The sequence below is a fragment of the Streptomyces sp. NPDC003697 genome (assembly GCF_053587115.1).
On the sequence record NZ_JBSFNN010000013.1, the window covers coordinates 26,638 to 48,491 of the forward strand.

Here is a 21,854-nt window from a genome sequence, read left to right on the forward strand (position 1 = left end):
CTCAGAACCTCGGCGCGTCACGGGACCGCCGCACCCGCGTGGTGCGGCGGTCCTTCGCGTTCCAGCACGCCTTGTGCCAGTGCCGGCGGTCGTCGACGCCCGCGTACTCGGGCCAGGCCACCACGTGCGGCACCCCGGAGGCGATCATCTGGTCGCAGCCCGGGCAGCGGTACGTCTTGCCCACCGCGCTCGCGCCCGCCACGTGCCGCACGCTCCAGTCCTCGCCCTGCCAGCTCTCCGTGGACTGCCAGCCGCCGTAACGGCCGACGCGGTCCTCCTCGGCGCTCCGGGCGAACGAGCCGGAAACGTTGGGTCGGTTGCGACGCGGGGACACAGGACACCTCACCGGGATCTGCGGAATCGACGGGCCGCGTCCAGCCTACGGGGCGCACGCGGTGGTACGCGGACGGTGCCGGCCGCCCCACTCCGGCTCCGGCGCACCCCATTTCACAGACAATCCGCAAATCCCTCCGCCAAGCCGTGTCCTCGGCACGTGTCGTCCGGTTATGCCCGGTGGGGGAGCTCCGTGTCGGAGCCTAGGAAGCAGGAAGTGCGATGCGCGTAGGAAGTTTCGTGGTGGCGGCCCAGTTCCCCGGCCAGGGCCAGGGTGAGGCGCTGCACCGCGCGGTCCGCTCGGCCGAGGTGGCCGAGGAGGCGGGGCTCGACTCGGTCTGGCTGGCCGAACATCACTTCGTGCCGTACGGCACGTGCCCGTCGGCGGTCACGCTGGCCGCGCTGCTGCTCGGCCGCACCCGCCGCATCCGGGTGGGTACGGCGGTCAGCGTACTGCCCACCGTGCACCCGGTCGCGCTCGGCGAGCAGGCCGCGCTGCTGCACGTCACGAGCGGCGGGCGGTTCTCGCTGGGTGTGGGCCGCGGCGGACCGTGGGTCGACCTGGAGGTCTTCGGGACGGGCCTGGAGGCGTACGAGAAGGGGTTCCCCGAATCACTCGATCTGCTGGTGCGCTGGCTGCGCGAGGCGTCGGTGGGCGCCTCGGGGGAACGATTCGCCTTCCGTGAGGTGCCCGTGGTCCCCCGCCCCTCGGAGGCGCTCACGGAGGTCCCGGGGCCCGAGGTCGTCGTCGCCTGCACCTCGCCGGCGAGCGTGCGGCTGGCCGCCGAGCGCGGGCTGCCGATGCTCCTCGGGATGCACGTCGGGGACGAGGAGAAGGCCGAGATGGTGGGCCTCTGGCAGCGGTGCGCGCGGGCGGCCGGGCGGCCGGCGGAGGAGGTCCGGGACGCCGGGCACGTCTCGGCGGGCGTCTGCCAGATCGCGGACCGGCGCACGGACGCGGAGGAGACGCTGCTGAAGGCGATGCCGGGCTGGCTGAGGCACGGCCTGCAGGCGCACGTCACGGTCGACGGCCGCACCCGGCAGCCACGCGACCCGCTGGGCTACACGGAACTGCTGTGCGGCCTGCACCCGGTGGGCACCCCCCGCCTGTGCGCCGACCGGCTCGCGGCGACCTCCGAACGCACCGGCATCACCCGCTTCGCCCTGCTCGTCGAGGGCTCCGGGGACCTCGCGGCGACGGAGGAGAACGTACGGCGGCTCGGCGCCGAGGTACTGCCCCACCTCGGCTGAGCCGTGGCGCCGGTGCCACACGGAAAGCGCCGCACGGAAGCTTGCCGCCCCACTCCATGCACCTCCCGCGGACGGAGCGGCAAGCAAGCGGTCTACCGCGTCAGCAGTCCCTGAGCTCCGGCGACTGGTTGAGCAGTTGGCTGCGTACCGACGTGAACCGGGCCAGCGTCTCGTCGACCGAGGCGTCCAGCGGGAACACCGCCACACGGTGGCAGTTCTGGAAAGCCAGCCGCACACCGAAGTGCCGCTGGAGCGCCCCGCGGATGGCGTCGCTGGCGAGCGCACGCAGCAACTGGCCGCGCGCCTGCTCGTCCGGCGGGGGCGTCTGGTTGTCGGCGAAGCTTCCGCCGTCCACCTTCAGCTGGGCCACCAGGGAGCTGATCATCTCCCATGCGTAGGGCAGGGAGGTCCGGACGCAGTCGACGAAGGCGGCTTCGTCGACCTCGCCTCGCTCGGCCTGTTCGAGTAGGGCCGGTGAGACGTCGAGCGACATGGGTTCTCCTCTCGCACCCCCGAACAGCAGGGGTTGCCGGACAGGTCAGGGAGTGCGCGACACCGGACACGCTGCGTACGCACATCGCGACCTCCCGTTCCTACGTTAGGCAACGGAACGAGGCCCCACCAGGCGAATGCGCGCACAGACCAGTCGAGTTGGGTACACAATCGGCCACAAGTGAACACGGGTGATCACGGTAGAAATGGGGCGGCCGCGGGCCACCGTCGGCGGGTCCCGCCCGCGGTACCCCGGCCGGGGGCCCCGACGAGGGCGAATCGCGCGCACCGGGAGGCGTCGAGTAGCGTTGCGGACCATGCGTCTCGTCATCGCCCGGTGCTCCGTCGACTACGCGGGCCGGCTCACCGCCCACCTCCCGTCCGCGCCCCGCCTGATCCTGGTCAAGGCGGACGGCAGCGTCTCGATCCACGCGGACGACCGCGCCTACAAGCCCCTCAACTGGATGTCGCCCCCCTGCACCCTGAAGGAGGGCGCGGGCGACGAGGAGGGCGTCTGGACCGTCATCAACAAGGCGGGCGAGAAGCTCATCATCACGATGGAGGAGATCCTCCACGACTCCAGCCATGAGCTCGGCGTGGACCCCGGACTGATCAAGGACGGCGTGGAGGCGCACCTGCAGGAGCTGCTCGCCGACCGCATCGAGACGCTCGGCGAGGGCTACACCCTCATCCGGCGCGAGTACATGACGGCCATCGGCCCCGTCGACATCCTCTGCCGGGACGCCGAGGGCCGGACGGTGGCGGTGGAGATCAAACGGCGCGGCGAGATCGACGGTGTGGAGCAACTGACCCGCTACCTGGAGCTGCTGAACCGCGATCCCCATCTGGCCCCGGTGCGCGGCATCTTCGCGGCCCAGGAGATCAAGCCGCAGGCCCGCGTCCTCGCGACCGACCGCGGCATCGGCTGCCAGGTGCTGGACTACAACGCCCTGCGCGGCATCGAGGACGACAAGCTGCGGCTGTTCTGAGCCGGCCCTGCCACGCCGGGTCCCGTCCCCCACGCGCCGGACCGGGTCCCGGCACCGCCGGCCGACCCGGGTCCCGCCCGGCCCGGAGTGCCTCCCCGCCGCCGGACAGCTGAGTGTCACCCGCCCGACTGCCCGGTTCCGGGGGCCGGATCGCGCGACGCGGTCCCGGCCCCCGGTGCCGCCGGGTCAGATGATCTGGCCGGACCCGGGCGAACTCCCGCCGGTCTCCGGCGCGCCCGCGGAACTGCTCGACGTCGAGGTCGCGGTCGCCGACGACGGGCCCCCGGCCGTGTCGGACGTGCTCGGCGTCCCCGGACTGGGCGGTGCCGTGTCCGACGGGGTCGACGACGGCGGCGTCGTGCTCTCGGAGGGCGGAGGCGACGACGGCGTACGGGTGGGCGTCGGCGTCACCGGCCTGGACGGCGCCGGCCGGGACGGCGACTCGCCCGCCGAACCCCCGCCGCCCGGCCGCCGCGTCCCGGTCGGCTCGGCCGACGGCTGTGCCGTCTGCGCCGCCGGAGTCGGGTCGTCGGGCGTGCCGTAGGTGCCGTCGGGGCCCGGGTCCGTCGGCCGGCTGGTCGCCACGCCGGTGTCGCCGCCCCGGCCGTCGCCGCCCTGTGCGGGCACGTCGGCGCCCAGGCCACCGTCGTCCACTTCCTGGCTGGCAGAGGGGTTGACGTCGGCCTTGTGCGAGGGGTCGTCGGCGTCGTTGTGGCCACTGGCGCCGAGCGTCACGACGGTGCCGAGGACGGCCACCAGGAGGGCGCCGGCGCCGGCCGCCACGAGGTTGCGCCGGGCCAGGTTCTTCACGCCGAGGCGCTGCTTCGGCGCGGCCGCCGCCGGGCCGGACGACCCCGGCCCGGGCGTGCCCGGGGTCTGGTACGTGACCAGCGTGGAGGGGCCGGCGACAGGCGGCTGGAGGGTGGGAAAGGGCGTGGGGGCGCCGCCGGCCTGCGCCGCCGGCTCCTCGCCGCGCGCGTCGGGGTCCTCGTCGCCCGCCGTCAGGCCGAGGCCGGCCATCGCGCCGAAGCCCTGCGCCACGCCGGAGCGGTCGGCGACCAGGGCGAGGGCACGCCGGCCGGCGACGGTGCCGCGCTTGTCGGCGAGCGCGCCGCGCAGGCCGATGGAGGCCTCCAGCTCGGCGCGCGCCCGGTCGAGCGCGCCTCCGCAGAGCGCCAGGATGCCCAACTCGTGGTGGAAGTAGGCCTGCTCGGCCACGTCCCCGGCGAGCCGGGACGCCTCGGCGCCCGAGCGCAGCGCCCGTTCCCAGGCACTCCAGTGCAGCCCGGCGGCGAACGCGGGCGCGGCCGTGCGGGCGAGGCGCACGGCGGGGCTCTCGCCGTCCTGCCCGCCGGGCCGGGCGGCCTGGACCAGGGCGCCGAGCGACGCGAGCAGGGCGTCCGCCTCGCCGCACACCCGCTCGGGCGTGACCGACGGGTGGCCGGCCCACCAGGCGTAGTGCTGCGCGGCGGCGCGGGCGCGCTCCTCGGCGTCGTCGCCGTATCCGGCGGCCTCCAGCTGGGTCAGCACTCCGGCGGCGAGCCGGTAGCGGGCGCCCACCGGTGACACCAGGCCGCAGGCCGCCAGTTCACCGAGCGCGGCGTCGGCGTGGGTGTCGCCGACCAGGGCGGGCAGGTGGGCCTGGTGCGGCACCTCGCCGCCGAGGGCCACGGCGAACCGCAGCGTGGTGCGGGCCGAGGCACTCAGCCGGGAGGCGAGCAGCGGGGCGGGCGCCGCGGCCTCGCCGAGGGGAGGCAGGGGCACGTCGTCGCGGGCGCTCGTCTCGGGGGGCAGGTCGGCGGGCGGGGCGTCCTCGAACACACCGAACTCGTCGACGGCGTCCGCGCTGGCCCGCAGCTGGTCGTGCTGGCGCAGCAGGCCGCCCGCCTGGACGAAGCGCAGCGGCAGGCCTTCGGACTCGAACCAGAGGTCGCCCGCCCAGTTCGCCTCCTCCTCGGTGAGGACGCGGCCGGCGGCACGTTCGATGATTTCGACGCCGCCGGCCCGGTCCAGCCCGGACAGGACGACCTCCTCGACGCCCGACTCCGCCGACGGTTCCGGCACGTCGGGGGTCGCGCCGAGCAGGAAGGCGCACTCGGGGGTCGCGTCGAGCAGTTCGTCGAGCGCGCTGCCGCCGAACTCGATGTCGTCGACGACGACGACCGCGCCGATCTCGCGGACGTAGTCGAGGAGTTCGTCGTGTCCGGGCCGGTGCAGGGGGGCGGCGTGGACGGCGTGGAAGAGCTCGTGGAGCAGGTCGGCGGAGGTGCGGCGGAACCCGCTGAGGCGTACGACGCCGTCGGGGGCGAGGTCCGCGCAGTCGTCGGCGACGAGGGCGAGGAGGCTGGTGCGGCCCGACCCCGCGGGGCCGGTGAGCCGCACCGAGCGGCCGCGGGCCAGCAGCCGTACCAGTTGCTCGCGTTCGTCCTGGCGCTCCAGGGGCGGCCGCGCGTTCTGCCCGGGGCCGGGCGGTACGGGGGGCGCGGCGGCGCGCTCGACGTCGGCGCGCTCGTCCGCGGTGCGCTTGCGGGGCCTGCCCGGCCGTTCCGCGGGCGGGCAGACCTCTATCTCGCTGCCGTCGACCGGGTTGACGGTGAGCAGGAAGTCGCCCGTGACGAGCTGTACGGTGCGGGCCAGTGCGGGCGCGTGCTGGGCGAAGTCGGGTGTGAGGGAGTCCCTGGGCGGGCGCTGGCGCGGCCCCTGGCCGTCGTCGTCCTGGCTCATGCCCTCGGGCCCCCGGCTGTTCGGGTCCATAGGTTCCAAGCCCCCCAAAAAAGGCGTCGTGTGCTCGTCAAGCCCCTCCCGGCCTTGCCGCACACCGCGCTGTCGCCTCTGGTCCGGGCCCGCTCGAGGGTTGCGTGGCAGCGGGCAGCCGAACCCTAAACCTTCGCACAGTATCTACGACAGCCCGGGGTACTGCGCCGTCCGAGACGTCACGGTCTCATGAGGATTGCGCTTGACGTGCGTTTCGGCGGCCTGCGTCCGGGTATCCCGCGTCGCCCGGTTCACACCTGCGGGGGACCTCGCGGGGCGTCACACGCGGGGCAGGGACTCCAGTCCGATGCCGCCTTCGATCGCCAGGATCCGGTGCAGCCGGGTGGCCACCAGCAGGCGCTGCATCTGCGGCGGTACGCCGCGCAGCACGAGCCGCCGCCCGCAGCGGCCGGCCCGCCGGTGGACACCCATGATGACGCCGAGTCCGGTGGCGTCCCAGGAGTCGAGTTCGGACAGGTCGAGCACCAGGTCGCCGATGCCGTCGTCGACGGCCGAGTGCAGGACCGTGCGGGCGTCCGCCGCGCTGTGCACGTCGAGGCGGCCCCCGACGACCAGCTCGGCGTGGTCGCCCCTGATGTGCATATGCGCTCCCCGTGCGTGCGGTGGCGGACTCCATGGCGGTGGCTGTGCAACCTCTGACTGCCTGAGTGGCGGTGCGGTTGCTGCTTGTGCACGAATCGATACCGAATTCACCCCGACGAGTGGTACTTCGGGGGTGCGGGCGTCAATTCAGTGCTTGTAGAAGCCCTGCCCGCTCTTGCGGCCGATGTCACCGGCGTCAACCATCCGGCGCATCACCTCCGGCGGGGCGAACTTCTCGTCCTGGGTCTCGGTGTAGATGTTGCCGGTGGCGTGCAGCAGGATGTCGACGCCGGTCAGGTCCGCGGTGGCGAGCGGACCCATGGCGTGGCCGAACCCCAGCTTGCAGGCGAGGTCGATGTCCTCCGCGGTGGCAACGCCCGACTCGTACAGCTTCGTCGCCTCGACGACGAGGGCGGAGATGAGCCGGGTGGTCACGAAGCCGGCGACGTCCCGGTTGACGACGATGCAGGTCTTGCCGACGGACTCGGCGAACTCCCGCGCCCTGGCGAGAGTTTCGTCACTGGTCTTGTAGCCGCGGACGAGTTCGCACAGCTGCATCATCGGGACCGGCGAGAAGAAGTGTGTGCCGACCACACGCTCCGGGCGCTCCGTCACGGCCGCGATCTTGGTGATCGGGATGGCGGAGGTGTTGGAGGCGAGCACGGCGTCCTCGCGCACGATCTTGTCGAGCGTGCGGAAGATCTCGTGCTTGACCTCCAGCTTCTCGAAGACGGCCTCGACGACGACGTCCGCGTCGGCGGCCGCGTCCAGGTCGGTGGTCGCGGTGATGCGGGCGAGGGCCGCGTCGGCGTCGTGCGCCTCGAGCTTGCCCTTGCCGACGAACCTGTCGTACGAGGCCTTGATGCCGTCGGTGCCACGCTTCAGTGCCTCGTCGGTGACGTCCCGCAGGACGACGTCCCAGCCCGCCTGCGCGGAGACCTGGGCGATACCGGATCCCATGAGTCCGGCCCCGATGACGGCGAGCTTCCGTGCCACTCCGACTCCCCTTTGAACGACTGCACGAGTGTGCGCGCTGACGCGGACTCCCCGCCGACGCGAATCTGCGGGCAGGGGGATCCTCTCGGCCGGACACTAGCGCTCCGGAGGCGCTGTGTGACCGGTAAGTAACGCGCGTCACGTCTCAATTGACGGACATCACACCGGCAGCGGCTACTCCACGCCACGGACGGCGTAGTTGAGTACCTTCTCGCCCAACAGCTCCTCCATGTCGTCGAGGAGGTCCAGTACCTCTCGAGACACTTGGTTCGGTTTGCGCCCCTTGACCATCTCACGGCCGATGACCGCCATGACCGTACCGTGCACCCAGCCGATCTGACCGGCCATCAGATACGGCTCCTCGTCGTCGTCCGTCGCACCGGTCTCCTCGCGCAGGACCGCCTCCAGGTTCGCCTGGACCTCCTGCGCGAGGGCCCACAGCCGTGAGCGCAGCACGGGGGCCTCCTCGATGACCCTCATGAAGCGGGCGTATTCGGGCATCAGGCCAATCCGCGGCGAGACCGCCTCGACCTCCTCGCGCAGTTCACGCAGGACGGCCGCGGCGGCCGACTCACCCTTGCCGCGGCCCCGGACCCAGCGGGCGAGCCGGTCGGCCATGCCGCTGGAGCGGTCGAAGAAGAGGTCCTCCTTGGCCGGAAAGTAGTTGTAGACGGTGTTGACGGAGACGTCGGCGGCTTCGGCGATCTCCGCCACCGTCACCGCGTCGAAGCCGCGCTCCACGAACAGCCCCGTGGCGACATCCGAGATGTACTGCCGGGTCTGCCGCTTCTTCCGCTCCCTGAGCCCCTCAGCCATGTCCGAATCCTAGCTTCCTTGGGTCCGTTGAAAATTTGGGGTCATTGCAAATTTTCAGTGTCTCTGTTTTTCTACTGCCATGACAGCAGTCATCAGCGCGGCCGGACTGGCCCGCACCTTCCAGACCAAGCGCGGCCCGGTGGAGGCCGTGCGCGGCATCGACCTCACCGTCCGCGAGGGCGAGATCCTCGGCTTCCTCGGCCCCAACGGCGCCGGCAAGACGACCACGCTCCGGATGCTCACCACCCTGCTGGCCCCCACCGGCGGCACCGCCACGGTCGCGGGCCGCGACCTCGCCACCGATCCGGTCGGCGTACGGCAGGCGTGCGGATACGTCGCCCAGTCCGGCGGCGTCGACCCGCAGATCTCGTTACGCGAGGAGCTGGTCACCCAGGGCCGCCTCTACCGCCTCACGAAGGAGCAGGCGGCATGGCGGGCGGAGGAGTTGGCGCACGACCTGGACCTGAACGAACTGCTCGACCGCAAGGCGGGCACCCTCTCCGGCGGTCAGCGGCGCCGTCTGGACATCGCGATGGGCCTCACCCACCGCCCGAAGATCCTCTTCCTCGACGAACCGACCACGGGTCTCGACCCCGGCAGCCGCGCCGACCTCTGGGACCTGATCCGCCGCCTCCGCGACGAACACGGCACAACCGTCTTCCTCACCACCCACTACCTCGACGAGGCGGACGCCCTCGCCGACCGGCTGGTGATCGTCGACAGGGGCGTGGTCGTGGCCGAGGGCACGCCGAGCGCGCTCAAGCTCGAGTACGGCGGTTCGATCGACGCCTCGCTTCAGGACACCTTCCTCGCCGTCACCGGCCGTGGCCCGGCCCCGGCCGACGCCGCCCCCGTAGCCGTATAGGACCGCCAGGATGCTTCTCCACGACACCGCTCTGATCTACGGCCGCTACCTCCGCCAGTCCCTGCGGTCCCGCTTCGCACTGCTCTTCGGCGTCCTGATGCCGCTCCTCTACCTCCTCTTCTTCGGCCCGCTGCTGACGGACCTGCCGCTCGGCGGGCGAGGCAGCTCCTGGCAGATGCTGGTGCCCGGACTGCTGCTCCAACTCGGTCTGTTCGGGGCCGCCTTCGCGGGCTTCTCGATCATCATCGAGAACGGGCAGGGGGTGGTGGAGCGGATGCGGGTCACGCCGGTCAGCCGGCTGGCGCTGCTCCTGGGACGCGTGCTGCGCGACGCGACCGTCTTCGTCCTCCAGGCCGTGCTGCTCGTGCTCGCCGCCGTGGTCATGGGCCTGCGCGCACCGCTGCCCGGCGTCCTCATCGGCTTCGCTTTCGTCGCGCTGCTGACGATCTCACTGGCGTCGCTGTCGTACGCGCTGGCGATGAGGCTCCGGACCCCGGCGGAGTTCGGGCCGACGATCAACGCGCTGACCATGCCGTCCATGCTGCTGTCCGGCCTGATGCTGCCCATGACCCTGGCTCCGGCATGGCTGGACGTGCTCTCCCACTTCGTCCCGTTCCGCTATCTGGTGGACGCGGTGCGGGACGCGTACGTGGGCTCGTACGCGACCGCCCACATGCTGTACGGCGCGGTGGTGACCGTCGCCTTCGCCGCGCCGGCCGTGACGGTGGGCACACGTGTGTTCCGCACGTCCGGGAGGTAATTACGCTGACCTCATGGTCAATCTGACGCGCATCTACACCAGGACCGGCGACCAGGGCACCACCGCCCTCGGCGACATGAGCCGGGTCGCCAAGACCGACCTCAGGATCTCCGCGTACGCGGACGCCAACGAGGCGAACGCGGTGATCGGCACGGCGATCGCGCTGGGGAACCTTGACCAGGAGATCGTCAAGGTCCTCACCCGCGTGCAGAACGACCTGTTCGACGTGGGTGCGGACCTGTCGACGCCGGTGGTGGAGAACCCCGAGTTCCCGCCCCTGCGGGTCGAGCAGTTCTACATCGACCGACTCGAGGCGGACTGCGACCACTTCAACGAGAAGCTGGAGAAGCTGCGGTCGTTCATCCTGCCCGGCGGCACGCCCGGCGCGGCCCTGCTCCACCAGGCGTGCACGGTCGTGCGCAGGGCCGAGCGCTCGACGTGGGCCGCCCTGGAGGTGCACGGCGAGGTGATGAACCCACTCACGGCCACCTATCTCAACCGCCTCTCGGACCTGCTGTTCATCCTGGCCCGCACGGCGAACAAGGAGGCGGGGGACGTGCTGTGGGTGCCGGGCGGGGAGCGTTAGCGCCCGCGCCTGGGGAACAGCGTGTAGCTGCCGGCGATGGCCACGTTGATGCCGATCGGCCACAGCATGCGCTGCTGCCACACCCCCAGCGAGCCGGTCCCGCCGTCGCCGCCGATGTACCAGACCGCGGCCTGCAACAGGACGATTGCGTGCCGAGCAGACCGCCCTGCTCGCCGGGATGGACCGGGTCCAGGCGGTCACCGCCGAGCGGGCGCGGATGGCGCGGGAGCTGCACGACCTGGTCGCGGGCCATCCGCACGGTCGCGTCCACGTGGTGCTGAAGCAGGCCGACGGCGCCCTCCGGGTCCGGGTGACCAGCCCGTACGCCGACGCCGACGGGCCCCGCGCCCCCGGCTCCGGCGCCGGTCTCGTCGGCATGCGGGAGCGCGCCGCGCTGCTGGGCGGCAGCTTCGACGCCGGACCCGACGGCGCGCTGTGGACCGTACGCGCCGCCCTCCCCCTGACCGAAGAAGACCCCGCGTGATCCGTGTCCTGGTCGCCGAGGACCAGTCGGCCGTCCGCTCCGGACTGGTGCTCATCCTGGGCAGCGCGCCCGACATCGAGGTGGTCGGGGAGGCCGCGGACGGGCACCAGGCGGTGGCGCCGGCCCGGGAGCTCAGGCCGGACCTGGCGAGCGCCAGGTGCTGGCGTGCGTCGGCGAGGGGCTGTCCAACGCCCAGATCGCGGCGCGGCTGGAAGTGGCCGAGGGGACGGTGAAGACCCACGTCAGCCGCCTGCTGGGAAAGCTGGAGCTACGCAGCCGGGTTCAAGCCGCAGTGCTGGCGCAGGAGTTGCGGGATCCAGGGCAACCTGACGACGACTGGTCCAGACCTATTGACCGCTGGTACAGACCTTTCTATCCTCGCGGCACTGTGGGCGTGATGGCTCAGTCATGCCCCCGACACCCCACACCGCCGTGGGGGCCCGCGGCGCCCCGACGGCACACCTCACAGAGGAGGCGCAGCGTGCGCTTCAGACACAGAGCGGCGGCAGGACTCGCGACCCTGCTGCTCCCGCTGGCCGGTCTGGCCGGTCTCTCCAGCCCCGCCCAGGCGGCCGCGAACGCCACGTCGGCCACCGCGACCTTCGCCAAGACCCAGGACTGGGGCAGCGGCTTCGAAGGCAAGTGGACGGTGAAGAACACCGGCACCTCGGCGATCAGCTCCTGGACGATCGAGTGGGACTTCCCCTCGGGCACGTCCGTCACCTCCGCCTGGGACGCCGACGTCACCTCCTCCGGCACCCACTGGACCGCCAGGAACAAGTCCTACAACGGCACCATCGCCCCCGGCGCCTCCGTCTCCTTCGGCTTCAACGGCTCCGGCGGCGGCCTCCCCGGCAACTGCTCGCTCAACGGCGGCAGCTGCGACGGCGGCCCGTCCGTCCCCGGCGACAACCCGCCCTCCGCCCCCGGCACCCCGACCGCCTCGGGCATCACCGACACGTCGGTGAAGCTGAGCTGGCCGGCCGCCACCGACGACAAGGGCGTCCGCAACTACGACGTCCTGCGCGACGGCAGGCCGGTCGCGACGGTGACCTCCACGTCGTACACCGACACCGGCCTGAGCGCCGGCACCGACTACTCCTACACCGTCCGGGCCCGCGACACCGCCGACCAGACCGGTCCGGCCAGCGGTGCGGTCGCCGTGCACACCACCGGCGGCACCACCACCCCGCCGCCCGGGCCCGGCGGCAAGGTCAAGCTCGGCTACTTCACGGAGTGGGGCATCTACGGCCGCAACTACAACGTGAAGAACCTGGTGACGTCCGGCTCCGCCTCGAAGATCACGCACATCAACTACGCCTTCGGCAACGTCACCGGCGGCAAGTGCGCGATCGGCGACTCCTACGCCGACTACGACAAGGCCTTCACCGCCGACCAGTCCGTCAGCGGCGCCGCCGACACCTGGGACCAGCCGCTGCGCGGCAACTTCAACCAGCTGCGCCAGCTCAAGGCGAAGTACCCGAACATCAAGGTGCTGTGGTCCTTCGGCGGCTGGACCTGGTCCGGCGGCTTCGCCGACGCGGCCCGGAACCCGGCGGCCTTCGCACAGTCCTGCTACGACCTCGTCGAGGACCCGCGCTGGGCCGACGTCTTCGACGGCATCGACATCGACTGGGAGTACCCGAACGCCTGCGGTCTGACCTGCGACACCAGCGGCGCCGCCGCCTTCCGCAACCTGATGGCCGCGCTGCGCGCCAAGTTCGGCTCCGCCAACCTGGTCACCGCCGCGACCACGGCCGACGGCTCCGCCGGCGGCAAGATCGAGGCCGCGGACTACGCGGGCGCCGCGCAGTACGTCGACTGGTACAACGTGATGACGTACGACTTCTTCGGCGCCTGGGACGCGAAGGGACCGACCGCCCCGCACTCGCCGCTCACCTCCTACAGCGGCATCCCGAAGGCCGGCTACACCACGGCCGACGCGATGGCCAAGTTCAGGGCGGTCGGTGTGCCCGCGAGCAAGCTGCTCATCGGCATCGGCTTCTACGGCCGCGGCTGGACCGGCGTCACCCAGGACGCCCCGGGCGGGACGGCCACCGGACCGGCGGCCGGCACCTACGAGCAGGGCATCGAGGACTACAAGGTGCTCAAGACGTCCTGCCCGGTCACCGGCACCGTCGCCGGCACGGCGTACGCGCACTGCGGCGGCAACTGGTGGTCCTACGACACACCCGCCACGATCGCCGGCAAGATGAGCTGGGCCAGGAACCAGGGTCTGGGCGGCGCGTTCTTCTGGGAGTTCAGCGGCGACACCACGGGCGGTGAACTGGTGAGCGCCATCAGCAGCGGCCTGTCGTAGCCGCGGACGGCCCCGGCGCGACGCCGGCCTCTCCCCGAGGTGTCCGGGAGAGGCCGGCGTTCCGCCTAGGCGACCTGGACGCCGCTCTACGCGACGTTCACCCGCTGGCCGGGCGGGGCCGCCTCCAGCCAGGCGAGGAAGCCGGTCAGTGCGTCCTCGCTCAGGGCGAGTTCGAGGCGAGTGCCCCGGTGCAGACAGGTGAGGATGACCGAGTCGGAGAGCAGCGCCATCTCCTCCTCCCCCTCGGGAGGACGGCGGCCGGCCACCTCGATCGACGCACGCTCCAGGACCCGGCGCGGACGCGGCGCGTAGGAGAAGACACGGAACCACTCCAAGCGGTCGCCGTTGTAGCGGGCCACGCCGTAGCTCCAGCCCTTGCCGCCGGTGTCGGGTTTCTCGGGCACGTCCCACCGCAGACTGCAGTCGAAGGTGCCGCCGGAACGCTGGATCAGTCTGCGCCGCAGTCCGAAGACGAACAGTCCCACCACCACGAGCACGACCACGAGCCCGCACACAGTCAGAGCGAGGACCATCGGCACCGACCTCCTCGTCTCCTAGGTAATGAAACGTAAAAAACGCCTGTATCGCCCTCAGCCGCGGTCGGCACCGGATTGCTCCGGTGCCGACCGCGGCTGAGTCACGTCATCGACGGCGATCCCCGTGCCCCAGGGGCCGGGGGCGCCTGGGGTCAGCGCGCCGCCGTGGCCGCGCGCAGTCGGACGTCCGCGCGACGCTGGGCCGAGGCGTCGCCCTCCGCCTTCGCGCGCTCCAGTTCCCGCTCCGCGCGCTGGACGTCGATCTCGTCAGACAGCTCGGCGATCTCGGCCAGCAGCGACAGCTTGTTGTCCGCGAACGAGATGAAACCGCCGTGCACCGCGGCGACGACCGTTCCACCATCACTCGTACGGATGGTCACCGGGCCTGACTCCAGCACACCGAGCAGCGGCTGGTGACCGGCCATGACGCCGATGTCGCCGGACGTGGTGCGCGCGACGACCAGGGTGGCCTCGCCGGACCAGACCTGGCGGTCCGCGGCGACCAGCTCGACGTGCAGCTCAGCAGCCAAGGGTGGCTCCTCGGGTCACCACCCGGCGGGTCTGCCGGGTGTTGGGGTCAATTCTAGTGGGCGTGAGTGAGGGGGCGGGACGCACCCGCCCCCTCACACGAGCTCGCGGGCTCAGGAGACGCCCAGCTCCTTCGCGTTCTTCTTCAGGTCCTCGAGACCACCGCACATGAAGAACGCCTGCTCCGGGAAGTGGTCGTACTCGCCGTCGCAGATCGCGTTGAACGCGGCGATCGTCTCGTCCAGCGGCACGTCCGAACCGTCCACGCCGGTGAACTGCTTGGCGACGTGGGTGTTCTGGGACAGGAAGCGCTCCACGCGACGGGCACGGTGGACGACGAGCTTGTCCTCCTCGCCGAGCTCGTCGATGCCGAGGATCGCGATGATGTCCTGGAGGTCCTTGTACTTCTGCAGGATGTTCTTCACGCGCATGGCGGTGTTGTAGTGGTCCTGCGAGATGTACCGCGGGTCCAGGATCCGGGACGTGGAGTCCAGCGGGTCCACGGCCGGGTAGATGCCCTTCTCCGAGATCGGACGGGACAGAACCGTCGTCGCGTCGAGGTGGGCGAAGGTGGTCGCCGGGGCCGGGTCGGTCAGGTCGTCGGCGGGGACGTAGATCGCCTGCATCGAGGTGATCGAGTGACCGCGGGTCGAGGTGATGCGCTCCTGGAGGAGGCCCATCTCGTCGGCCAGGTTCGGCTGGTAACCCACCGCGGACGGCATACGGCCGAGCAGGGTGGAGACCTCGGAACCGGCCTGCGTGAAGCGGAAGATGTTGTCGATGAAGAACAGCACGTCCTGCTTCTGGACGTCGCGGAAGTACTCGGCCATGGTCAGGCCGGCCAGCGCGACGCGCAGACGGGTGCCCGGGGGCTCGTCCATCTGACCGAAGACGAGGGCGGTCTTGTCGATGACGCCCGAGTCGGTCATCTCCTCGATGAGGTCGTTGCCCTCACGGGTGCGCTCACCGACGCCCGCGAACACCGACACACCGTCGTGGTTGTTGGCGACGCGGTAGATCATCTCCTGGATCAGAACGGTCTTGCCGACACCGGCACCACCGAACAGACCGATCTTGCCGCCCTTGACGTACGGGGTCAGCAGGTCGATGACCTTGATGCCGGTCTCGAACATCTCGGTCTTCGACTCGAGCTCGTCGAAGTTCGGGGCCTTGCGGTGGATGGGCCAGCGCTCGCCCTCGTACTGCGCGTCGACGTTCAGCACCTCACCGAGGGTGTTGAACACCTTGCCCTTGGTGAAGTCGCCGACCGGCACCGAGATCGGCGCGCCGGTGTCGGTCACCGGGGACTGGCGGACCAGACCGTCGGTGGGCTGCATGGAGATGGCGCGGACCACGCCGTCACCCAGGTGCTGGGCGACCTCCAGGGTCAGCGTCTTCCTCTCGCCCGCCTTCGCCGGGTCGCTGACCCCGACGTGCAGGGCGTTGTAGATCTCCGGGATCGCGTCGACGGGGAACTCCACGTCGACGACCGGGCCGATGACCCGGGCGACGCGGCCCGTAGCCGTCGCGGTCTCAACAGTGGTGGTCATTAGCGGTCACTCCCCGCGGTCGCGTCGGCGAGGGCGCTCGCGCCACCGACGATCTCGCTGATTTCCTGGGTGATTTCGGCCTGGCGGGCCGCGTTGGCAAGCCGGGACAGCGTCTCGATGAGCTCTCCGGCGTTGTCGGTGGCCGACTTCATCGCACGCCGGGTGGCAGCGTGCTTCGAAGCGGCCGACTGAAGCAGCGCGTTGTAGATGCGGCTTTCCACATAGCGCGGCAGCAGGGCGTCGAGGACGTCCTCCGCCGAGGGCTCGAAGTCGTAGAGCGGGAGGATCTCGCCCTGCGGCTCCGCCTCCTGCGCGACCTCTTCGAGGCTGAGCGGGAGCAGGCGTTCGTCGAGCGCCTGCTGCGTCATCATCGAGACGAACTCGGTGTAGACGATGTGGATTTCGTCCACTCCGCCGTCCGCCGTGTCCTTCTCGATGGCCTCGATGAGCGGTGCGGCGACCCTCTTGGCGTCCGCGTACGAGGGATCGTCGGTGAAGCCCGTCCACGACTCCGCGACCTTGCGCTCACGGAAGTTGTAGTGGGCCACACCGCGCCGGCCGACGATGTACACGTCGACCTGCTTGCCCTCGCGCTCCAGCCGCTCGGTCAGCTGCTCCGCCTGCTTGATGGCGTTGGAGTTGAACGCGCCGGCCAGACCACGGTCGCTGGTCAGCAGCAGCACCGCGGACCGGGTGACCGTCTCGGCCTGGGTGGTCAGCGGGTGCTTGGTGTTGGACCCGATGCCGACCGCCGTGACCGCGCGGGTCAGTTCCTGCGCGTACGGCGTGGAGGCCGCCACCTTGCGCTGCGCCTTGACGACGCGCGAGGCGGCGATCATCTCCATCGCCTTGGTGATCTTCTTGGTCGCGGTGACGGATCGGATGCGACGCTTGTAGACCCGGAGCTGGGCTCCCATGAGTCAGGTCCCTTCCTTACGTCACTTGGCGGCAGCGGCCGGGACGTCCTCGCCGAGCAGCTTGCCGTCGGAGGTCTCGAACTGCTTCTTGAACTCCGCGATCGCGTCAGCGATGGCCTGCAGGGTGTCGTCGGACATCTTGCCGCCCTCCCTGATGGAGGTCATGAGGCCCTGGTGCTTGCGGTGCAGGAACTCCAGGAGCTCGCGCTCAAAGCGACGGACATCGGAGACCGGCACGTCGTCCATCTTGCCGGTGGTGCCGGCCCAGATGGAGACGACCTGGTCCTCGGTGGGCATCGGCTGGTACTGATCCTGCTTCAGCAGCTCCACCATGCGCTGACCGCGCTCCAGCTGCGCCTTCGACGCCGCGTCCAGGTCGGAACCGAAGGCGGCGAACGCCTCCAGCTCACGGAACTGGGCGAGGTCGACACGCAGACGGCCGGAGACCTGCTTCATCGCCTTGTGCTGGGCGGAACCACCGACTCGGGAGACGGAGATACCGACGTTCAGCGCGGGGCGCTGACCAGCGTTGAACAGGTCCGACTCCAGGAAGCACTGGCCGTCGGTGATGGAGATGACGTTGGTCGGGATGAACGCCGAGACGTCGTTGGCCTTGGTCTCGACGATCGGCAGACCGGTCATCGAACCCGCACCCATCTCGTCGGAGAGCTTCGCGCAGCGCTCCAGCAGCCGGGAGTGCAGGTAGAAGACGTCGCCCGGGTAGGCCTCGCGGCCCGGCGGGCGGCGCAGCAGCAGGGACACGGCGCGGTAGGCGTCGGCCTGCTTCGAGAGGTCGTCGAAGACGATGAGGACGTGCTTGCCCTCGTACATCCACTGCTGGCCGATGGCCGAACCGGTGTAAGGCGCCAGGTACTTGAAGCCGGCCGGGTCGGACGCCGGGGCGGCGACGATGGTCGTGTACTCCAGCGCGCCGTTCTCCTCCAGCGCGCGGCGGACCGACGCGATGGTGGAGCCCTTCTGGCCGACGGCGACGTAGATGCAGCGGACCTGCTTCTTCGGGTCGCCGGTGCGCCAGTTGTCGCGCTGGTTGATGATCGTGTCGACGGCCAGGGCGGTCTTGCCGGTCTGGCGGTCGCCGATGATCAGCTGACGCTGACCGCGGCCGATCGGGGTCATGGCGTCGACGGCCTTGTAGCCGGTCTCCATCGGCTCGTGCACCGACTTGCGCTGCATGACCGTGGGAGCCTGCAGCTCGAGGGCGCGGCGACCGGACGTCTCGATCTCGCCGAGGCCGTCGATCGGGTTGCCGAGGGGGTCGACCACGCGGCCGAGGTAGCCCTCGCCGACCGCGACGGACAGGACCTCGCCGGTGCGGGTGACCGGCTGGCCCTCCTCGATGCCGCTGAACTCGCCCAGGACGACCGCACCGATCTCGCGCTCTTCCAGGTTCAGCGCGAGACCGAGGGAGCCGTCCTCGAACTTCAGCAGCTCGTTCGCCATGGTCGAGGGCAGACCCTCGATCTTGGCGATACCGTCGCCGGCGACGGTGACCGTACCGACCTCCTCGCGCGAGGCCGCGTCCGGCTTGTACGACTGGACGAAGTTCTCCAGCGCGTCCCGGATCTCCTCCGGCCGGATCGTGAGCTCCGCCATCTGGGTTCCCTGCTCTCCTTGTTGGGCCCGAAGTTTCACTTGGGGGGTTTCCACGAGTCGGGGACTCCCCCCAACAAGAGGTGAATCCTCTGCACGGCCCAACCAGGGCCGTCGGTGTACGTACTGCCTATTGAATTGCTGCTAGCTCGCCATGCGGCGGGCTGCGTCGTCGATGCGGTCCGCGAGGGAGCCGTTGATGACCTCGTCACCGACCTTCACCCGGATCCCGCCGAGGACCTCGGGGTCCACGTCGAGGTTGAGGTGCATCCGGCGGCCGTAGAGCTTCGCGAGGGCGGCGCCCAGGCGCTGCTTCTGCGTGTCGCTCAGCGGCACCGCCGAGGTGACGACGGCGACCAACCGGTCCCGGCGCTCCGCGGCCAGCTTGGACAGGGACTCCAGTCCCGCTTCCAGGCTACGTCCCCGCGGCGCGATCACCAGGCGCGTCACCAGACGCTCGGTGGTCACGTGGGCCCGGCCGCCGAGCAGCCGGTGCAGCAGCTCGGCCTTGGCCGCGGCGGGCACGGCCCGGTCGGTCAGCGCGGCGCGCAGCTCGGCGTTCGAGGTGACGATCCGCGAGAAGCGGAACAGCTCGTCCTCGACATCGTCGAGCGCGTCCTCCCGCTCGGCCGCGATGAGGTCGGCGATGTTCGCCAGTTCCTCCAGCGCGTCCACCAGGTCGCGGGGCTGCGACCAGCGCGAGCGCACCATGCCGGACACCAGGTCGACGGCGGGACCGCTGATCTGGGCGCCGAGCAGGCGCTGGACCAGCTCGGCCTTGGCGTCGCCGGCCTGCGCCGGGTCGGTGAGGACCCGGCGCAGCGACACCTCGCGGTCGAGCAGCGCGGTGACGGCCGCCAGCTCGTCGGCGAGCTGAGCGGGGTCCACGGACGTGGAGTCCGTCAGCGCGTCGAGACGCTCACGTGCGGCTGCCAGGGCCTCGCGGCTCGCCCCGTTCATCGTGCGGCCTCGGCCTTCTGGTCGAGTTCGTCGAGGAAGCGGTCGATCACACGGCTCTGCCGGGCGTGGTCCTCGAGGGACTCACCGACGAGCTTGCCGGCCAGCTCGACAGCGAGCCTGCCGACCTCCTGACGCAGCGCGGACGCGGCGGCCTTGCGGTCGGCTTCGATCTGGGCGTGACCGGCGGCGACGATCTCCTCACGCTGCCGCTGGCCCTCGGCCCGCATCTCGGCGATGAGGGCGGCACCCTGCTCCTGCGCCTCCTGGCGCAGACGCGCGGCTTCGTGCCGGGCCTCGGCGAGCTGCGCCTTGTACTGCTCGAGGACGCTCTGGGCCTCGATCTGCGCGGCCTCGGCCTTCTCGATACCGCCCTCGATGGCCTCGCGGCGCTGCTCCAGAACCTTGTTGATGTTCGGGAGGAGCTTCTTGGCGAGGAAGCCGAAGACGATGACGAAGGCGATCAGGCCGATGACAAGCTCGGGGATCGGCGGGATGAGGGGATTCTCCATCTCCTCGGCCGCGATCGTGAGCAGCTGGCTCATGGAAGTGCCTTTCGCCTAGTCGGCTGGTAGAGGATCAGCTGATCACTTGCCGTAGACGAACGGCATGACCAGGCCGATCAGGGCCAGCGCCTCACAGAAGGCGAAGCCGAGGATCTGGTTGGCGCGGATCAGGCCGGCCGCCTCGGGCTGGCGGGCGAGGGCCTGCGTGCCGTTACCGAAGATGATGCCGACGCCGACGCCGGGGCCGATGGCGGCAAGGCCGTAACCGAGGGAGCCGAGCGAGCCGGAGACAGCGGCAAGGGTCTGGGACATGCCAGTTCTTCCTTCTTCTTTACGGACCGGTGGGGGTTGGCCACCGGACGATCACGGAGTGTGGTGCGGGGCGCTCAGTGGTGCTCGGCGAGCGCGCCCTGGATGTAGGTGCACGTCAGGAGGACGAAGACGTACGCCTGCAAGGCCTGGATGAAGAGCTCGAAGGCGGTCATGACGATCGTCATGATGAAACTGACGCCGGCGTACGCGATGCCGATCCCGTTCAGCAGGTACCAGGTGGCGATGGTGAACAGCAGCAGCAGGGTGTGCCCCGCGAACATGTTGGCGAACAGTCGCACCGCGTGCGTGAACGGGCGGACCAGCAGGTTCGAGAAGAACTCGATCAGCATGGCCAGCGGCAGCACCGGGCCGAGCGACTTGTCGTAGCCGGTGACGTTCTTGAAGAAGCCGACGAAGCCGTGACGCTTGAAGGTCAGCGAGACCCAGAGGACGTAGACGATGGCCGCCAGCACCGCGGGGTACGCGATGATCGCCGTCACCGGGAACTGGGCGACCGGGACGATCGACCAGAGGTTCATCATCCAGATGAAGAAGAACAGCGAGACGACCAGCGGTACGAACTTCTCGCCCTCCTTCTTGCCGATGGTCTCGTAGACGACACCGCGACGGATGAAGTCGTACCCCGCCTCCGCGACCATCTGCAGCTTGCCGGGCACCACCTTCGGCTTGCGGAAGGCAGCCCAGAAGAAGCCGACGACGATGATCGAGCCGAGCAGGGCCAGCAGCATCGTCTTGTTGAAGTACAGGCCGCTGTCCGCGTCGCCCCAGAGGGGCTTGAACAGGAACGAGTGCAGGCCGGGGGCCGGGAAGCCACAGCCGGCGAAGATGTGGCAGTCGGTCTCGAAGGCGAGCACCTGCGTCGGGTCAGCACTCACCGCGGGCTCCTTCAGCGTGGCGCATAGGTACGGCAACCTCGTTGTGTCGGCGCGACCTGAGGCCGCGGTTCGGCACGGGACTGGTGTTACGGATGTGGTGGCGGCTGGGGGGCATCAAGCCTCGCGATTGAGCAGGCGTCAGCTCAGATGCCCGCGCCCGCGATGCCGCAGTTGGCACCGGACGATAGCAGGATCTCTCAAGCGTCTTTATCCCGGCCCTACCCCTCACGACGACGAGCCCGTCTTGTGGGGGTTGTCGCCGGCCGAATCCGGCTCGACGTAAAGAATCTTGGACTTCATGTGGGCGCGCGTCTGCGCGGCGATCCAGGTGAGGGTGCCGGCGACGAGCGTGAGCGCGAAGGCCCGGGGGTTGAACAGTGTCGTGTCCTTGAAGAGCGCGACGAAGACGAACAGCAGCAGGAGCTGCGCCGCGTACAGCATCAGACCCATCGCCTGGAACAGGTGCGGGAGTGACGCGGCGGTGCGCTGCAGCACGAAGAGGCCGATCCCCATGAACACGATCACCACCAGCGCCCCGACGACCGCCCCGAGCGCCCCCTCGCCGCCGGCGACCACGGCGCTGACAACGGCGGCGATCGCGCCGACGGCAGCCGTGGGCACAGCGGCCTGGAGGAGGATCCGGGCGTCACTGGAGGGCATGGCGGCAACTCCGCTTTCGCAGGGGACAGGGGTGTCGTCATGGACGAGCGTAGTCCCGGCTTCGAGAGAGGAACCTCGACACCGAGGGCCGTCGCTTGCGGGCCCTTCAGCTCCATCCGGGCTTCTCGTGAA

General features: G+C 70.5%; 22 protein-coding genes and 3 pseudogenes. 8 read left to right on the plus strand and 17 right to left on the minus strand.

The features are described from left to right. Window position 1: 1 nt before the first annotated feature. Entirely contained in the window at window positions 2-334 is a 333-nt protein-coding gene (locus ACWDNY_RS07795; RefSeq protein WP_451644834.1) for an ATP/GTP-binding protein, read from the minus strand. 221 nt (window positions 335-555) lie between these two features. Here ACWDNY_RS07795 and ACWDNY_RS07800 point away from each other — a divergent pair, with 221 nt between their 5' ends. Further along, window positions 556-1,584 carry an LLM class flavin-dependent oxidoreductase gene (locus ACWDNY_RS07800; RefSeq protein ID WP_451644835.1) on the plus strand — a complete coding sequence of 343 codons (1,029 nt, stop codon included), beginning with the start codon at window positions 556-558 and terminating at the stop codon, window positions 1,582-1,584. Between the two features lie 100 nt (window positions 1,585-1,684). Here the strand turns inward: ACWDNY_RS07800 and ACWDNY_RS07805 are convergent, their stop codons facing one another. After that, window positions 1,685-2,077: an SCO5389 family protein gene (locus ACWDNY_RS07805; protein ID WP_317445441.1), complete on the minus strand. Its 393-nt coding sequence runs from the start codon at window positions 2,075-2,077 to the stop codon at window positions 1,685-1,687. Window positions 2,078-2,393: 316 nt separating this feature from the next. Between ACWDNY_RS07805 and nucS the strand changes: the two genes are divergently transcribed. Beyond that, a complete protein-coding gene (gene nucS, locus ACWDNY_RS07810; RefSeq protein WP_451644836.1) occupies window positions 2,394-3,065 on the plus strand; it encodes an endonuclease NucS in 672 nt (223 codons plus the stop codon). Window positions 3,066-3,251: 186 nt separating this feature from the next. On the opposite strand, the gene ACWDNY_RS07815 is transcribed toward nucS, so the two are convergent. From ACWDNY_RS07815 to ACWDNY_RS07830, 4 genes are all read right to left on the minus strand, one after another. Continuing rightward, entirely contained in the window at window positions 3,252-5,819 is a 2,568-nt protein-coding gene (locus tag ACWDNY_RS07815; RefSeq protein WP_451644837.1) for an ATP-binding protein, read from the minus strand. 279 nt (window positions 5,820-6,098) lie between these two features. Then, the gene (locus ACWDNY_RS07820; protein WP_451644838.1) at window positions 6,099-6,422 is read right to left on the minus strand and encodes an STAS domain-containing protein; all 324 of its coding nucleotides are present in this window, start codon (window positions 6,420-6,422) and stop codon (window positions 6,099-6,101) included. 147 nt (window positions 6,423-6,569) lie between these two features. Further along, on the minus strand, window positions 6,570-7,418 hold the full coding sequence (locus tag ACWDNY_RS07825; RefSeq protein ID WP_451644839.1) for a 3-hydroxyacyl-CoA dehydrogenase family protein: 849 nt from the start codon (window positions 7,416-7,418) through the stop codon (window positions 6,570-6,572). 174 nt (window positions 7,419-7,592) lie between these two features. Further along, on the minus strand, window positions 7,593-8,234 hold the full coding sequence (locus ACWDNY_RS07830; RefSeq protein ID WP_451644840.1) for a TetR/AcrR family transcriptional regulator: 642 nt from the start codon (window positions 8,232-8,234) through the stop codon (window positions 7,593-7,595). Between the two features lie 79 nt (window positions 8,235-8,313). Here ACWDNY_RS07830 and ACWDNY_RS07835 point away from each other — a divergent pair, with 79 nt between their 5' ends. Genes ACWDNY_RS07835 through ACWDNY_RS07845 form a run of 3 tightly spaced genes read left to right on the plus strand, consistent with a single transcriptional unit; the run spans window position 8,314 to window position 10,445 of the window. Next, window positions 8,314-9,099 (plus strand): ABC transporter ATP-binding protein, encoded by a 786-nt coding sequence (locus ACWDNY_RS07835; RefSeq protein ID WP_451644841.1) that lies wholly within the window; start codon window positions 8,314-8,316, stop codon window positions 9,097-9,099. A 10-nt stretch (window positions 9,100-9,109) separates the two neighbouring features. Further along, window positions 9,110-9,859, plus strand: a complete 750-nt coding sequence (locus ACWDNY_RS07840) for an ABC transporter permease (RefSeq protein WP_451644842.1) — start codon at window positions 9,110-9,112, stop codon at window positions 9,857-9,859. 13 nt (window positions 9,860-9,872) lie between these two features. Next, window positions 9,873-10,445, plus strand: coding sequence for a cob(I)yrinic acid a,c-diamide adenosyltransferase (locus ACWDNY_RS07845; protein WP_451644843.1), 573 nt, complete (start codon window positions 9,873-9,875; stop codon window positions 10,443-10,445). Here the strand turns inward: ACWDNY_RS07845 and ACWDNY_RS07850 are convergent. Continuing rightward, window positions 10,442-10,621 (minus strand): annotated as a pseudogene (locus tag ACWDNY_RS07850) (hypothetical protein); the annotation flags it as partial. The gene ACWDNY_RS07845 and the pseudogene ACWDNY_RS07850 sit on opposite strands and share 4 nt — an antisense overlap. Here ACWDNY_RS07850 and ACWDNY_RS07855 point away from each other — a divergent pair. From ACWDNY_RS07855 to ACWDNY_RS07865, 3 genes and pseudogenes are all read left to right on the plus strand, one after another. Next, window positions 10,567-10,929, plus strand: a pseudogene (locus ACWDNY_RS07855) (hypothetical protein); the annotation flags it as partial. The pseudogenes ACWDNY_RS07850 and ACWDNY_RS07855 overlap by 55 nt on opposite strands. Next, window positions 10,926-11,239: pseudogene (locus ACWDNY_RS07860) on the plus strand (response regulator transcription factor); the annotation flags it as partial. The pseudogenes ACWDNY_RS07855 and ACWDNY_RS07860, both read left to right, overlap by 4 nt. Before the next feature lie 171 nt (window positions 11,240-11,410). Next, a complete protein-coding gene (locus ACWDNY_RS07865; RefSeq protein WP_451644901.1) occupies window positions 11,411-13,249 on the plus strand; it encodes a glycosyl hydrolase family 18 protein in 1,839 nt (612 codons plus the stop codon). 86 nt (window positions 13,250-13,335) lie between these two features. Here ACWDNY_RS07865 and ACWDNY_RS07870 read toward each other — a convergent pair whose 3' ends face one another. From ACWDNY_RS07870 to ACWDNY_RS07915, 10 genes are all read right to left on the minus strand, one after another. Continuing rightward, window positions 13,336-13,782, minus strand: coding sequence for a DUF2550 domain-containing protein (locus tag ACWDNY_RS07870; protein WP_451644844.1), 447 nt, complete (start codon window positions 13,780-13,782; stop codon window positions 13,336-13,338). Between the two features lie 155 nt (window positions 13,783-13,937). After that, entirely contained in the window at window positions 13,938-14,315 is a 378-nt protein-coding gene (locus ACWDNY_RS07875; protein WP_451644845.1) for a F0F1 ATP synthase subunit epsilon, read from the minus strand. 111 nt (window positions 14,316-14,426) lie between these two features. Then, window positions 14,427-15,863: a F0F1 ATP synthase subunit beta gene (atpD, locus tag ACWDNY_RS07880; RefSeq protein WP_451644846.1), complete on the minus strand. Its 1,437-nt coding sequence runs from the start codon at window positions 15,861-15,863 to the stop codon at window positions 14,427-14,429. After that, entirely contained in the window at window positions 15,863-16,780 is a 918-nt protein-coding gene (locus tag ACWDNY_RS07885; RefSeq protein WP_451644847.1) for a F0F1 ATP synthase subunit gamma, read from the minus strand. The genes atpD and ACWDNY_RS07885 overlap by 1 nt, the downstream gene beginning before the upstream one ends. A 21-nt stretch (window positions 16,781-16,801) precedes the next feature. Beyond that, window positions 16,802-18,394, minus strand: coding sequence for a F0F1 ATP synthase subunit alpha (gene atpA / locus ACWDNY_RS07890; protein WP_451644848.1), 1,593 nt, complete (start codon window positions 18,392-18,394; stop codon window positions 16,802-16,804). Window positions 18,395-18,535: 141 nt separating this feature from the next. Further along, the gene (locus ACWDNY_RS07895; protein ID WP_451644849.1) at window positions 18,536-19,351 is read right to left on the minus strand and encodes a F0F1 ATP synthase subunit delta; all 816 of its coding nucleotides are present in this window, start codon (window positions 19,349-19,351) and stop codon (window positions 18,536-18,538) included. Beyond that, window positions 19,348-19,893, minus strand: coding sequence for a F0F1 ATP synthase subunit B (locus ACWDNY_RS07900; protein WP_451644850.1), 546 nt, complete (start codon window positions 19,891-19,893; stop codon window positions 19,348-19,350). Before ACWDNY_RS07900 ends, ACWDNY_RS07895 begins: the two co-directional genes overlap by 4 nt. 42 nt (window positions 19,894-19,935) lie before the next feature. Then, window positions 19,936-20,166, minus strand: a complete 231-nt coding sequence (gene atpE, locus ACWDNY_RS07905; protein ID WP_451644851.1) for an ATP synthase F0 subunit C — start codon at window positions 20,164-20,166, stop codon at window positions 19,936-19,938. Window positions 20,167-20,240: 74 nt separating this feature from the next. Next, the gene (gene atpB, locus ACWDNY_RS07910; protein WP_451644852.1) at window positions 20,241-21,062 is read right to left on the minus strand and encodes a F0F1 ATP synthase subunit A; all 822 of its coding nucleotides are present in this window, start codon (window positions 21,060-21,062) and stop codon (window positions 20,241-20,243) included. A 225-nt stretch (window positions 21,063-21,287) separates the two neighbouring features. Then, window positions 21,288-21,722 carry a hypothetical protein gene (locus tag ACWDNY_RS07915; RefSeq protein WP_451644853.1) on the minus strand — a complete coding sequence of 145 codons (435 nt, stop codon included), beginning with the start codon at window positions 21,720-21,722 and terminating at the stop codon, window positions 21,288-21,290. Between the last annotated feature and the right edge of the window lie 132 nt (window positions 21,723-21,854).

Excerpts from the sequence above, each read along its gene's own strand:
- ACWDNY_RS07835 (WP_451644841.1), top strand. The coding sequence starts at position 8,314 with ATGACAGCAGTCATCAGCGCGGCCGGACTGGCCCGCACCTTCCAGACC.
- ACWDNY_RS07805 (WP_317445441.1), bottom strand. The coding sequence starts at position 2,077 with ATGTCGCTCGACGTCTCACCGGCCCTACTCGAACAGGCCGAGCGAGGC.
- atpD (WP_451644846.1), bottom strand. The coding sequence starts at position 15,863 with ATGACCACCACTGTTGAGACCGCGACGGCTACGGGCCGCGTCGCCCGG.
- ACWDNY_RS07900 (WP_451644850.1), bottom strand. The coding sequence starts at position 19,893 with ATGAGCCAGCTGCTCACGATCGCGGCCGAGGAGATGGAGAATCCCCTC.
- ACWDNY_RS07915 (WP_451644853.1), bottom strand. The coding sequence starts at position 21,722 with ATGCCCTCCAGTGACGCCCGGATCCTCCTCCAGGCCGCTGTGCCCACG.
- atpA (WP_451644848.1), bottom strand. The coding sequence starts at position 18,394 with ATGGCGGAGCTCACGATCCGGCCGGAGGAGATCCGGGACGCGCTGGAG.
- ACWDNY_RS07885 (WP_451644847.1), bottom strand. The coding sequence starts at position 16,780 with ATGGGAGCCCAGCTCCGGGTCTACAAGCGTCGCATCCGATCCGTCACC.
- ACWDNY_RS07895 (WP_451644849.1), bottom strand. The coding sequence starts at position 19,351 with ATGAACGGGGCGAGCCGCGAGGCCCTGGCAGCCGCACGTGAGCGTCTC.
- atpE (WP_451644851.1), bottom strand. The coding sequence starts at position 20,166 with ATGTCCCAGACCCTTGCCGCTGTCTCCGGCTCGCTCGGCTCCCTCGGT.
- ACWDNY_RS07800 (WP_451644835.1), top strand. The coding sequence starts at position 556 with ATGCGCGTAGGAAGTTTCGTGGTGGCGGCCCAGTTCCCCGGCCAGGGC.
- ACWDNY_RS07830 (WP_451644840.1), bottom strand. The coding sequence starts at position 8,234 with ATGGCTGAGGGGCTCAGGGAGCGGAAGAAGCGGCAGACCCGGCAGTAC.
- ACWDNY_RS07840 (WP_451644842.1), top strand. The coding sequence starts at position 9,110 with ATGCTTCTCCACGACACCGCTCTGATCTACGGCCGCTACCTCCGCCAG.
- ACWDNY_RS07815 (WP_451644837.1), bottom strand. The coding sequence starts at position 5,819 with ATGGACCCGAACAGCCGGGGGCCCGAGGGCATGAGCCAGGACGACGAC.
- ACWDNY_RS07870 (WP_451644844.1), bottom strand. The coding sequence starts at position 13,782 with ATGGTCCTCGCTCTGACTGTGTGCGGGCTCGTGGTCGTGCTCGTGGTG.
- nucS (WP_451644836.1), top strand. The coding sequence starts at position 2,394 with ATGCGTCTCGTCATCGCCCGGTGCTCCGTCGACTACGCGGGCCGGCTC.
- ACWDNY_RS07845 (WP_451644843.1), top strand. The coding sequence starts at position 9,873 with ATGGTCAATCTGACGCGCATCTACACCAGGACCGGCGACCAGGGCACC.
- ACWDNY_RS07820 (WP_451644838.1), bottom strand. The coding sequence starts at position 6,422 with ATGCACATCAGGGGCGACCACGCCGAGCTGGTCGTCGGGGGCCGCCTC.